The following is a 12,840-nucleotide window of genomic DNA, read 5'->3' on the forward strand; positions in this document are numbered from 1 at the left end:
CCCTGCCCACTAGTTCTTTTGGCGGCCAGCTGTCCCCAAAATGGGGACAGCCTTGAGCCTGCCCGTCTGCATACTGTGTCTCAAGCCGGATCAGCCGGCGGCTCCCACCCCATAAAAACAGCAAGGGGGGAGCGACACCTTATGGAGACAAGCATGACCATCGCCCCGGCGGCTCCCCCCGCCATCCATGCGCCCGTCCTCGACGCGGCCACCGTGCAACTGGAACAGCAGGTGATGCGCAAGGTATCGCGCCATCTGCTGGGATTTTTGTTCCTGCTGTTCGTATTCTCCTTTCTCGACCGCATCAATATCGGCTTTGCCGGCCTGACCATGATGCAGGACCTGGGCCTGTCCGGCACCCAGTTCGGCTTTGCCACCACCCTGTTTTACATCGCCTACATCGCTTGCAGCATCCCCAGCAATATCGTGCTGGCGCGCATCGGCGCGCGTCGCTGGATAGGCTCGATGATGATCGCCTGGGGCCTGGCCTCGACGGCGACCCTGTTTGCCAGCGGCCCGGCCAGCCTGTATGCGCTGCGCTTCCTCGTCGGCGTGACGGAGGCGGGCTTTTTGCCCGGCATGCTGCTGTACCTGACCTACTGGTTTCCCAGCGCCTACCGCGCGCGGGCCAACGCCCTGTTCATGATCGCCATGCCCGTCACGGCCGCCATCGGCTCGGCCCTGTCGGGTCTGATCCTGGGCCTGGACGGCCACTGGGGCTTGAAGGGCTGGCAATGGCTGTTCTTGCTTGAAGGCATGCCTTCCGTGCTGCTGGGCCTGATGGTGTATGGCTACCTGGACGACGCGCCCCACAAGGCGAACTGGCTGGGCACGCTGGAACGGCAGGTGCTGGCGCGCATGCTGGCGGCCGAGCACAAGCCGGCGGCGCCACAGGCCGCGGCACAGGCACAGGCCTCCGTGCTGGCGGAGATGTGCTCGCCCACGGTGCTGAAATTCGGCATCGCCTATTTTTGCCTGGTGAACACCCTGGCGATGGTGGCCGTGTGGACGCCGCTGATCGTGAAAAGTTTCAATAGCGGCGCCAGCAATACGCAGATCGGGCTGCTGGCGGCCATCCCGCAAGTGTGCACGGTGATCGGCATGATTGCCTGGGGCCGCCGCTCGGACCGCCGGCAGGAACGCCGCTGGCACATCGTCTGGCCCATGCTGCTGTCGGCCCTGGGCTGGCTGTTGACCGCGTATGCCGGCAATCCCGTCGTCCAGCTGCTGGGCGTGTGCATGGCCTCGACGGGCGCCTACACGGCCATGTCCGTCTTCTGGACGACGCCGGACCGTGCGCTGAGCCTGGGCGCGCGCGCCATCGGCATCGCCGTCATCAATGCGACGGGCAATATCGGCTCGGCCCTGAACCCCGTCGTCGTGGGCTGGCTGAAGGATTTCACGCACAGCTTTGCCACGGGCTTGCTGTACGCCAGCGTGCTGCTGGTGGCGGGCGCAGCCATCGTGCTGACCCTGCCGATGGCACGCGGCAAGGAACATTCTTGAAGAGGACACCATCATGAGCGACACGTTTCACCCCTATCCCCATGTGCCGACAGTCTATCCGCCCGGCAAACCGGCCGCTACGGGCACGCAGCATGTGCCCGTCGTGATCGCCGGCGGCGGCCCCGTGGGCCTGGCCACGGCCCTGGGCCTGGCGCGCCACGGCGTGCGCTCGGTGCTGATCGAAGCCGATGACGGCGTCTGCACGGGCAGCCGCGCCATCTGCATTTCGCGGCGCAGCCTGGAAATCATCGAACGCCTGGGCGCGCTCGACGGTTTTCTTGCCAAGGGCTTGCCGTGGGCCGGCGGGCGCAGCTTTTACCGCGAGGAAGAAGTGCTGCACTTTACGATGCCGCAAGACGCGCACCAGAAATTGCCGCCGATGCTCAACCTGGCGCAATACCATATCGAACAGTTCCTGCTCGATGCGGCCGAACGCCTGCCGGAATTGATCGATATCCGCTGGCAGACGCGGGTCACGGACGTGGCGCGCCGCGCCGACGGCGTCACCGTCAGCGTGGCCACGCCCGATGAAAGCTACCAGATCGAGGCGGACTGGCTGGTGGCGGCCGACGGCGGGCGCAGCGCCGTGCGCGAGGCGCTGGGCTTGAAACTGCAGGGTACCAGCTATGAGGGCCGCTATGTGATCGTCGACATCCACCTGAACAGCAGCCGTCCGACGGAACGCCTCGCGTATTTCGATCCGCCGTCGAATCCCGGTTCGACCGTGCTGGTGCACAAGCAGCCCGACGACATCTGGCGCATCGACTACCAGCTGCGCGACGACGAGGATGCGCAGGCGGCCGTGCTGCTGGAAAACGTGGCGCCCCGCGTGGACAGCCTGCTGGCCATGATGGGGGAAACGGCGCCGTGGCATCCCGTGTGGATCACCATCTACACGGCAAACGCGCTGACGCTGGAGAAATACCGCCACGGCCGCGTGCTGTTCGCGGGCGACGCGGCCCACCTGGTGCCGATCTTCGGCGTGCGCGGAGCGAACTCGGGCATCGACGACGCCGACAACCTGGCCTGGAAGCTCGCCTATGTCGTCCAGGGCCAGGCGCCGCACGGTTTGCTCGACAGCTATTCGGACGAGCGCGTGTACGCGGCCCATGAAAACCTGCGCCACGGCACGAAAAGCACGGAATTCATGGCGCCGCCCACGTTTGCCTTCGAGTTGATGCGCACGGCCGTGCTGGGCCTGGCGGGCAGGCATGCGCACGTGCGTTCCCTGATCAATCCGCGCCAGACCAGCGCCATCGCGTATGCGCGCTCGCCGTTGAACGGGGCGGATGCGGATGCGTTCGGCGCCGGTCCCGCGCCGGGCACGGTCTTGCCCGAGTGTCCGCTGGCGCTGCTGCAGGACGGCGCGCGGAAAGCCGGTTATATTACCGATCTAGTGCGGCTGGGGCAGGGGCGGTTTGCGGGCTTGTACTTCAGCGACGATGGCCAGGTGCCAGAGGAATTGCTGGCGCTGCGCGGCACGCTGCCGCTGGCGACCGTGGCCATTGCCCGCAATCCCGTGCGGACAGGCGGGGAACTGTGCGCCTGGGACCATACGGCGCAGGTATGCTCGCTGTTCGATGCGCAGCCCGGCACGTTTTACCTCGTGCGCCCGGACGGTCACGTGCTGGCGCGCTGGCGGCAGGTGCAGGCGGGGCAGGTGGCGGCAGCGCTGGCGGCGGCAGGCATCGGCACACAATCGTAACAAGGAGACAATATGACGGACATTGAACTCGATAATCTTTATACCGAGCTGTGCCACACCATGGGCGGCGTGGGCGAGCAGCGCGCGCCGCTGCTGCTGGCTCGCTTCGCCTTGCTGGCCATGGGCGCCATCGGCAAGGCCGACGTGGTGCAGGGCTTGCTGCGCGACGCGGCCGAAGGCCTGGCGGAGCCCGTATGATAGGCGCCGGTTATCAAAGCGGCTTCGGCAATGAATTTGCCACGGAAGCCGTGCCCGGCGCCTTGCCGCAGGGACAGAATTCGCCGCAGCAGGCGCCCCTGGGCCTGTATGCGGAACAGTTGTCGGGCACGGCCTTCACGGCGCCGCGCGCGCAGAACCGGCGCTCGTGGCTGTACCGCATCCGTCCTGCCAGCCGGCATCCGCCGTTTACCCTGCTGGCGAATCCCCGCATCGTCAGCGATTTCCATGCGATGCCGCCGACGCCGCCGAACCAGCTGCGCTGGGATCCGCTGCCGCTGCCCGATTCCGGCCAGCCGACGGACTTCATCGGTGGCCTCGTGACGATGGCCGGCAATGGCAGCGCCGAAGCGATGAGCGGCTGCGCCATCCACCTGTATGCGGCGAACCGGCCCATGCAGCGCTTCTTTTACTCGGCCGACGGCGAGCTGCTGGTCGTGCCGCAGCAGGGCCGGCTGGCCATCGCCACGGAACTGGGCCTGATCGAGCTGGACCCGCAGGAAATCGCCGTCATTCCGCGCGGCGTGCGCTTTCGCGTGACCCTGCCCGACGGCCAGGCGCGCGGCTATGTGTGCGAAAACTTCGGCACGGCGTTTCGCCTGCCGGACATGGGGCCCATCGGCTCGAACGGCCTGGCGAACGCCCGCGATTTCCTCACGCCGCATGCCGCGTACGAGGATATCGAGGGCGAGTGCGAGCTGGTGGCCAAGTTCGGTGGCCATTTGTGGCGCACGACGCTCGATCATTCGCCGCTGGACGTGGTGGCCTGGCATGGCAATTACGCGCCGTATAAATATGATTTGCGCCGCTTTAACACCATCGGCTCGATCAGCTACGACCACCCGGACCCGTCGATCTTCCTCGTGCTGCAAGCGCCCAGCGAAAACCCGCAGCTGGGCGCCATCGACTTCGCCATCTTCCCGCCGCGCTGGCTGGCCGCCGAACACACGTTCCGCCCGCCCTGGTTCCACCGCAACGTGGCCAGCGAATTCATGGGGCTGATCCACGGCGTGTACGATGCCAAGGCGGCCGGTTTCGTGCCGGGCGGCGCCAGCCTGCACAACTGCATGTCCGGCCATGGCCCCGATGCGCAGACCTTCGAGCGCGCCTCGCACAGCGACACGTCGGCGCCCGTGAAGGTGGGCGACACCATGGCCTTCATGTTCGAGACGCGCACCATCATCAAGCCGACGCCATTCGCCTTGAACGGCGGCCTGCTGCAAAGCGATTATTTCGAGTGCTGGCAAGGCTTGCGCAAGCACTTCGACCCGGACCAGGCCTAGTCAAGCGGCCCGCGCCCGCGTGTGCGGGTTGACGGGCCGCGCCAGTCCCAGGTGGTCGCGCAGGGTGTTGCCTGCATATTCGGTGCGGAACAGGCCGCGTCGCTGCAGTTCCGGCACCACGAGGCGGGTAAAATCCTCGAAGCCTTGCGGCAGCAGGGGCGGCACGACGTTGAAACCGTCCGCGCCCCGTTCCGTGAACCACTTTTCCATCTGGTCGGCCACCGTCCTGGCGGAGCCGATCGCTTGCAAATGGCCGCGCGCGACGCGAAAGCGCAGCACCAGCTGGCGCAGGGTCAGGTGCTCGCGGCGCGCCAGTTCCAGCTGCTGCGCAAAGCGTCCCTTGCCGTTGTCTCCCGCCTGGTAGGGCAGGTCGGGCAGGGGGCCGTCGAGCGGATAGCCGGAGAGGTCAAAACCGCCAAATTCCAGGTTGCTGAAGTCGACCAGCGATTGCAGCTCGCCGAACTGGTCCTGCGCCTGCTGGTCGCTTTCCGCCACCACCACCGACAGCCCTGGCGTGACCTTCAGCTGATCTTCGGCGCGGCCGTATTTCGCCATGCGCCCTTTCACGTCCGCGTAATACGCCTGCGCCACGGGCAGCGAGGTGGCCGAGCAGTACACCATCTCGGCCTGGCGCGCGGCAAATTCGCGGCCCGTGTCGGAATTGCCCGCCTGCACCAGCACGGGGTGGCCCTGCACGGGCCGGGGCAAGTCCAGCAAGCCTTGCGAGGCGAAATGCTCGCCGCGGAAGTCCAGCGCGTGGCCCGCCGCCGGCTGGTAGAACTGGCCGCCGGCGCGGTCGGGCCGGTCGAAGGCATCGTCATCCCAGCTATCCCACAGGGCCCTGGAGAGGGCGACGAATTCGTCGGCGCGCGCATAGCGCTCCGCGTGACTGCGCGGTGCATCGATGCCGAAATTGCGCGCCGTGTGTTCGCCGAACGAGGAAACGACGTTCCAGCCCGCGCGCCCGCCGCTCAGGTGGTCGAGTGAGCTGAATTTGCGCGCCACGTGATACGGATGTTCATAATTGGTGTTGACGGTGGCGATCAGGCCGATACGGCTGGTGACGGCGGCGATGGCCGACAGCAGGGTGAAGGGCTCGAAGGGCAGGCCGATGGCGGCGCGGCCCGTTTCCGGCGCGACGTCGCCGGCGCGGCCGATGAAGTCGGCAATGAAAAAACTGTCGAATTTGGCCGCCTCGGCCAGCTGGGCGGCGCGCAGCCACCAGGCCAGGTCGGGCCGTCCGCTGGCGCTGGCCGATGGGTGGCGCCAGGCGGCAGGGTGGTGGCCGTGGCGTTGCAGGAAGACATTCAGGACGAGCTGGCGTGGCGGCATGGGAGTTCCGTGGTGGGCAGGCGACATTGCCTGCTCCACTGCCATTGCAAGGTTCGGGCCAGCACCGGAGCCGCACCTGAGCAGCAGCGGGCATATGCAAAATCCGGATAAGCTAGAACGGCACCATTCGTTCACGCCGGCGCTTTTTGCGCGGTATAGTCGGCGCATGGAACTCCTAGCCCACAATTTCAGCAGCGACTTTGCGCGCAGCGCCCACCTGGCCCGCGGCGCGGGCAGTGCCGATGACGACGGCGCGCTGGTTGCCTTCCGCGATCCGCAGCAAATGAGCTTGCTGGTGCGCGCCACGGCGTTTGTCTTTGCCGACCCCCACTCGCGCCAGTTGCACGAACTGATCGAACGCATCGCCCCCAGCGAGGCGACGGTGCTGATCACGGGCGAGACGGGCACCGGCAAGGAGCTGATCGCGCGCCACGTGCATGGCTTGAGCGGGCGCGCCGAGCAGCCCTTTGTGGCGATTAACTGCGGCGCGTTTTCCGAAACCCTCGTCGAGAGCGAACTGTTCGGCTATGAACGGGGGGCGTTCACGGGCGCGCAGCAGGGCAAGCCGGGCTGGTTCGAGACGGCCAGCGGCGGCACCCTGTTCCTCGATGAAATCGGCGACTTGCCGCTGGCGATGCAGGTCAAGCTGCTGCGCGTGCTGCAGGAGCGCGAAGTGGTGCGCCTGGGCGCGCGGCGCGCCATTCCCATCGACGTGCGCCTGATCGCCGCGACGAATGTGGACCTGGCCGAAGCCGTGCGGGCCGGGCGCTTCCGCGAAGACCTGTATTACCGGCTGCAGGTGATCGGCCTGCCGCTGCGGCCCCTGCGCGAGCGTCCGGGCGACGTCATGCCGCTGACGCGCCACTTCATGGCCATCTATGCGCAGCGATTGCACCTGGGCGAGGTGGAGCTGGGGGCCGATGCGCAGCAAGCCTTGCTGGCCTATCCGTGGCCGGGCAATATCCGCGAACTGGAAAACGTCATCCACCGCGCGCTGCTCGTGTGCCGCAGCGGCGTCGTGCGCGCCGAGGACTTGAGCCTGTCGGGCTGGCACCGCGCAGTGGCTGCCGCACCCGCGACGGCCCCTGTGCCTGCTCCAGATGCCTGGGCCGGCGGCGCCGACATCGCCTACGCGGCGCACGGCGCTGCCGCGCAGGACGACTCGCTGGCCGCCGAACGCTTCGCCCGCGCCTGGCAAGCCTTGCTCGACTCGGGCGAAGCCGTGGCATTCGAAGCCATGCAGCAGGAGCTGGTGCGCGCCGCGTGGGAGCGCAATGAGCGCAACCAGGTGCGCACGGCCAAGCACCTGAACCTGAGCCGCAACATCCTGCGCACCTTCCTGAAAAAAGCGGGCGCCATCGATTAGGCACGCGACTTCTCCCCTGGAGCCGGACCCGCAGCCATGCGGGCTCCGGCTTTTTTCATGGCTGCTGCCTATGCAGCAGTCTGCTGGCCAGGGTGCAGCCGCTTGCTGCACAAGCAGCAGCTTCGGGCGCCGGTGGGTGTCCAGCACATGGCATGTTTTCTGCGAGGAGGGTGGGGCAGGCCGCGGCGCGCAATGTGCGGCGGTATTTTCTTCTATCCACGACAGGAGTCCATGCATGACCATTGAATTCATCTGGCAATTGCCCACAAGCGGCGACGGCCGCCATGCGGCGCCCGGCGTCACGCGCCGCGGCGAACGGGCCGCTGGCGCGCCCAGCCCCCTGCAGGCGGGCGTGAGCGACCCGCGCGGCGCGCGTCCGCCGTTCAATTACTACGACTACCTGCACCAGATCGCCCGCGCGGCGGACCTGTCCGGCTTCGACGGCATCCAGGTGCGCCACGATACGCAGGGCGATGAAAGCTGGATCGTCGCCGGCTACCTGGCGCGCAGCACGCGCCATTTGAAACTGATCGCCGAATTCGATGCGGCCTGGGGTTCGGCCGTGTACGCGGCAAAGAACGCCGTCAGCTTCCAGCGCTTCACGGGCGGGCGCTTCGCCTGGCAGATCGCGCATGGCGGCGATGCGGCAGCGCGCCGGCGCCAGGGCGATGCGGCGCCGGACGCTGATATCGTGCCGCGCATCGATGAATTCATCACGGTGGCGCGCGGCGTGCAGAATGCTTCTCCCTTCAGCTTCAAGGGCAGGTTTTTCGAAGTGCAGGATGGCGGCTTCAAGGGGCCGCTGGCGAACCACCCGCTCAACGGCATCTACCTGACGGGCGATAGCCCCGAGGCGCTGGCCCTGTCGGCGCGCCAGGCCGACGTGCACGTGTTCGACGCGGCGCCCGTGGCGGCCCTGCAGCCGGCCATCGACAGGCTGCAAACGCAGGCGCGCCAGCTGGGCCGCAAGGTGGCGGCGGGCTTGCGCATCGACGTGCTGGCCCGCGAAACGCTTGAAGAAGCCTTGCGCGATGCGCGCCGCTACCGCCGCGGGGCGGGGCTGGCCGACGATGCCCCGTTCGACGGCAGCGCGGCCGCTTTCTGGCCCGGTTTTGCGCAGGCGCAAACGGGCGCCCACGGCGCCCTGGTCGGTAGCTATGAACAGGTCGGCGCCGCGCTGGAGGCATATGCGCAGGCCGGCGTGTCCAGCTTCGTGCTGGCGGCCATCCCGCATTTCGAGGAAGCCTATCGCATCGGCGAGCATGTGCTGCCACGCGTGCGGGCAGCCTTGAGCGCGCAACGGCAAGCGGCCTGAATTCCTGTATCCACCTTACTGAAGGAGCATCCCTGATGGCAATCGATTTTTTCTGGCGCATTCCCACGCATGGCGAACCGAGTTCGCACCGCGCCCGCACGCCGTTTCGCGGCGACTGGTTTCCCGGCAACGACAACCTGCGCCAGGCCGGCCTCGGTGGCGGCGGCGCCGACGGTTTCACCTACATCGACTACCTGGCGGAAATCGCCCGCGCGGCCGAAATATCGGGCTTCCAGGGCGGCCTGATTCCCTCGTTTCCCATGACGGACGAGCCGTGGGCCATTTCCGCGCTGCTGGCGCGCGAGACGCGCACCTTCCGCTTCATGATCCCGTTCCAGCCCGGTTTCCTCAACCCCGTGGTGGCCGCGCGCATGACGGCCAGCCTGCAGCGGGCCACGGGCGGGCGCGCCCTGTACAACGTCATCACGGGCGGCGGCGGGCCGGCGCAACTGTGGTGGGGCGATGCGGCCGGCCACGACGACCGCTATACGCGCACGACGGAATTCCTCGATGTGGTGCGCGGCGTGTGGCGCGGCGGGCCGTTTTCCTACCAGGGCAAGTTCTACCAGGTGGAAGATGCGGGCCTGGCCACGCCGCTGGCAGAGCAGGACTTCCCCGAGATTTATTTTTCCGGCTCGTCCGACGCGGCCCTCGGTTCCGCGTCGAAGCATGCGGATTACTACCTGACGTGGCTTGAACCGTTCGAGCAGCTGCGCGAGAAATTCGCCCGCGTGCATGAAAAGACGGCGCTGCTGGGGCGCAAGATCAAGTGCGCCGTGCGCGTCGACATCGTCGCCCGCGCCACGGAAGAAGAGGCGTGGGACGAAGTGCGCAAGGGCTTCGACGCCGTCGATGCCACCACCCTGCGCCAGTTCCTCGGCGCCGATGGCGGCGATTCCGTGGGCGCGGCGCGCCAGCGCGGCAACCGCCCGACCACCCTGAACAGCTACAAGGACTTGATCACGGCGCCGAACATCTGGTCCGGCTTCAACCTGCTGCGCGGCGGGCAGACGCAGGGCATCGTCGGCAGCTACCAGCAGGTGGCCGAGCGCCTCGACGAGCTGGTGCAGCTGGGCGCCGATGCCTTCATCCTGGCCAGCACGCCGCACCTGGAGGAAGCCTACCGCGTGGGCGAGGAAGTGCTGCCGCTGGTGCGCGGACATACGTCGGCCCTGCTGCGCGCCGCCTAAGTATCCCCTGTTGCCGCGACAGCAGCGCCATGGCCTGCTGTCGCGCAGGCAGCACGCGGCAGCGCCGCTGCTGCTAAATCAACAGCACTATCATCACGCTAGTCTTCCTTTGAAATCAAGCACTTGATTCCCATTTTGCTGCGCTGCGGCAGCGGGCATGCGCCTTGCAATGACAGTCATCACCATCTCGCGTTTTGACTTTACTCAAGGATAATTACCCATGCGCCGTTCGACTGCCCCCGCCGCCATTTCTTCATCCCCCTTCCATCTGACGCCAGTGCGCCGCGCGCTGCGCTCGGCCTTCGCCATCGGCGGCTGGATGCTGGTCCATGGCATGGCCCATGCGGAAACGCCTGCCGCCGATGTCATCGCCACGGCCGACGCGAACGGCGCCGGCGAGGGCGCCTCCTTGCAATCGGTGACGGTGACGGCGCAAAAGCGCGAGGAATCCGCGCAGAAGGTGCCGAGCGCGATCACGGTCCTGGGCGGCAAGGAGCTGCTCGACACGGGCATCGGCCGCTCGGCCAGCGAAATCCTCAATTACGTGCCGAACGCCTCGGCCGGCACGCAGCAGCATGGCCGCCCGCGCTGGTGGATACGCGGCGTCGGCGCGGGCCAGCAGCAGATCGATTTCCCCAATCCCGTCGGCTTCTATCTCGACGACGTCTACATCAGCAACTCCAGCGCCACGGGCTTTCCCCTGTTCGACCTGGACCGGGTGGAAGTGCTGCGCGGCCCGCAAGGCACCTTGTGGGGCAAGAATACGACGGGCGGCGCCATCAACGTCATTTCGCGCAAGCCCTCGTTCAAGTCCAGCGGCTACGCCAAGCTGGACTACGGCAGCTACGACACCAAGCTGGCCGAAGGGGCCATCGGCGGCGCGCTGGTCGACGAAGTGCTGGCGGGGCGGCTGTCCTTCCACACGGAGCAGCAGGACCGGGGCCGCTTCCGCAACCTGTTTACGGGCGAGCGCGACGGAAAACTCAAGGACAGCGCCATCCGCGGCCAGCTCAAGGCCCTGATCGGGCGCGACCTGACGGCCAATCTGAACCTGCATTACCGCGACTACACGACCAAGGGCGCCACCACCACGGTGGCCAGCTATGGCGCCAATGGCGTCTACCGCAATGGCTACGTCCCCAGCACGAATCCGGACGACGTGAGCACGAACGCGCCGGCCGACAGCGACGTGAAACAGGGCGGCGCCCAGCTGAACCTGGAATACGCGCTGGGCGAGCTGACCCTGACCTCGATCACCGGCTATGAAAACTTCCGCAACGAGGCGACGGGCGACAGCGACAACACGCCGCTGGAAGTGGGGCGCAGCCGCTCGAAGGCGAGCAGCCGCCAGGTGTCGCAGGAACTGCGATTGACGTCGCCGCAGAACGGCGCCGTGAGCTGGGTGGCGGGCCTGTTCTACTTCAATGAAAAGATCGATTCCGATGCGGCCGGCGCGCGCCTGCCCAACGGCACGGTGCCGGCGCTGGCGGGCAGCACGCAGCCCGTCGGCTACAACCGCACCATCTACCAGCACAAGGCGCGCAGCGCGGCCATCTTCGGCAGCACGACCGTCAACTTCAGCGAGCAGCTGCTGTCCACGTTCGGCCTGCGCTGGACCACGGAAACCAAGGACCTGGACCTGCGCCGCGTGCAGGCCGCATCGAACACGGTGACGTTCGGCGATCCTTCCAACTGGTGGAACACGGTCCGGGGCGGCAATTACGCGGCCGCCTCCGTGGCCAACAACAACTTCACGTCGAATCCCTCGACCACGTGGAATGCGCTGACCTACGACGTGACGCCCGAGTACCGCTTCAGCCGCACCCTGCGCGGCTACCTGAAATACGCGCACGGCATCAAGTCGGGCGGCTACAACACGAGCGCCACGGACGTGCGCGCCCTGAACACGGTGAAGCCGGAGACCCTGAACTCGTTCGAGGCGGGCATCAAGTCCGAATGGCTGGATGGCCGCCTGAATTTCAACGCCAACGTCTTCCACTATGACTACAAGAACGTGCAGGTGAATATCACGGGCGTGTACAACGGCGACCCCACGCAAAGCGTGAATTATCTGCAGAACGTGCGCAAGGCCCACGTGAACGGCGCAGAATTCGAGGTCGAGGCGCAGCCGACGGACAATCTGCACATCAACGCCAACGCGGGCCTGCTGCGCACAGAATTCGACGATTTCGCCATCCAGAACAATGGCGGCGACCGTTCCGGCAATGAATTCGTGCGCTCGCCCCACGTGACGGCCCTGCTGGCAGCCGACTACCGCTACCCGCTGGGCAATGGCGCGCAGCTGGTCTTCAGCGGCGACGTGCGCTACACGTCCAAGCAGTACTACTATGTCGACCCGCAAAGCGACGCGCGTGGCTTGCTGAACCAGGGCGGCTTCGCGCTGGCCAATGCGCGCCTGTCGTATGTGCTGCCGGGCGGCAAGCAGCGGATCACGGCGTATGCGAACAACCTGGCCGACAAGGTCTACCGCAACCATACGCTCACCAGCTTCGTGCCGGGCGCGGTGAATGGCGACACCGTCATCATCGGCCAGGGCCGCACGGTGGGGGCGTCGTACACGCTGCAGTTCTAGGCGCGCGGGGCAGGGACAGGGGCGATATGCTATAGTCGCCGGGCGTGGCTGCCGCACCCTGTGCGGCGGCCACGCGACGTTCTCAGGGCGGGGTGCGATTCCCCACCGGCGGTAATGGCATGCGTGCCTAGCCCGCGAGCGCTTGCCGGCACGGTCTTCGGACCGGGACGGCAAGGTCAGCAGACCCGGTGCGATTCCGGGGCCGACGGTATAGTCCGGATAAAGAGAGAGCGGGATGTATCATTGTGTTGCTGCCGGCCTGCGCCCGGCGCATGGACGGCCTGCGTTTGCCGTCGGTGCGCGTGCGTATGTCTGCATGCCCAGTAGGGCGCGG

Annotated in this window: 9 protein-coding genes and 1 riboswitch; of the genes, 8 read left to right on the top strand and 1 reads right to left on the bottom strand. The window is 66.9% G+C overall.

Annotated elements, in window-relative coordinates; translation table 11 throughout:
• Positions 1 to 153: 153 nt before the first annotated feature.
• The 4 genes from AC1RDJ_RS06230 to hmgA are packed head-to-tail and all read left to right on the top strand — an operon-like array spanning position 154 to position 4,710.
• Positions 154 to 1,506: an MFS transporter gene (locus AC1RDJ_RS06230; RefSeq protein WP_493026947.1), complete on the top strand. Its 1,353-nt coding sequence runs from the start codon at positions 154 to 156 to the stop codon at positions 1,504 to 1,506.
• A 13-nt stretch (positions 1,507 to 1,519) separates the two neighbouring features.
• Positions 1,520 to 3,211 carry an FAD-dependent oxidoreductase gene (locus tag AC1RDJ_RS06235; RefSeq protein ID WP_493026948.1) on the top strand — a complete coding sequence of 564 codons (1,692 nt, stop codon included), beginning with the start codon at positions 1,520 to 1,522 and terminating at the stop codon, positions 3,209 to 3,211.
• A 12-nt stretch (positions 3,212 to 3,223) separates the two neighbouring features.
• Positions 3,224 to 3,409, top strand: coding sequence for a hypothetical protein (locus tag AC1RDJ_RS06240; protein WP_071323424.1), 186 nt, complete (start codon positions 3,224 to 3,226; stop codon positions 3,407 to 3,409).
• Positions 3,406 to 4,710 carry a homogentisate 1,2-dioxygenase gene (gene hmgA / locus AC1RDJ_RS06245; RefSeq protein ID WP_493026950.1) on the top strand — a complete coding sequence of 435 codons (1,305 nt, stop codon included), beginning with the start codon at positions 3,406 to 3,408 and terminating at the stop codon, positions 4,708 to 4,710. Before AC1RDJ_RS06240 ends, hmgA begins: the two co-directional genes overlap by 4 nt.
• On the opposite strand, the gene AC1RDJ_RS06250 is transcribed toward hmgA, so the two are convergent.
• Complete coding sequence (locus AC1RDJ_RS06250) at positions 4,711 to 6,042, bottom strand: LLM class flavin-dependent oxidoreductase (protein ID WP_493026951.1); 1,332 nt, start codon at positions 6,040 to 6,042, stop codon at positions 4,711 to 4,713.
• A gap of 166 nt (positions 6,043 to 6,208) precedes the next feature.
• Here AC1RDJ_RS06250 and AC1RDJ_RS06255 point away from each other — a divergent pair, with 166 nt between their 5' ends.
• The 4 genes from AC1RDJ_RS06255 (at position 6,209) to AC1RDJ_RS06270 (ending at position 12,506) form a co-directional block, all read left to right on the top strand.
• Positions 6,209 to 7,408, top strand: coding sequence for a sigma-54 interaction domain-containing protein (locus AC1RDJ_RS06255; protein WP_083411766.1), 1,200 nt, complete (start codon positions 6,209 to 6,211; stop codon positions 7,406 to 7,408).
• A 235-nt stretch (positions 7,409 to 7,643) separates the two neighbouring features.
• Complete coding sequence (locus AC1RDJ_RS06260) at positions 7,644 to 8,723, top strand: LLM class flavin-dependent oxidoreductase (protein ID WP_493026952.1); 1,080 nt, start codon at positions 7,644 to 7,646, stop codon at positions 8,721 to 8,723.
• A 35-nt stretch (positions 8,724 to 8,758) separates the two neighbouring features.
• The gene (locus AC1RDJ_RS06265) at positions 8,759 to 9,913 is read left to right on the top strand and encodes an LLM class flavin-dependent oxidoreductase (protein ID WP_071323428.1); all 1,155 of its coding nucleotides are present in this window, start codon (positions 8,759 to 8,761) and stop codon (positions 9,911 to 9,913) included.
• A gap of 220 nt (positions 9,914 to 10,133) precedes the next feature.
• Entirely contained in the window at positions 10,134 to 12,506 is a 2,373-nt protein-coding gene (locus AC1RDJ_RS06270) for a TonB-dependent receptor (RefSeq protein WP_493026954.1), read from the top strand.
• Between the two features lie 74 nt (positions 12,507 to 12,580).
• Positions 12,581 to 12,742: riboswitch (FMN riboswitch) on the top strand.
• The last annotated feature ends 98 nt before the right edge of the window (positions 12,743 to 12,840 follow it).

The sequence above is a fragment of the Janthinobacterium sp. GW822-FHT07H10 genome, from assembly GCF_058798675.1.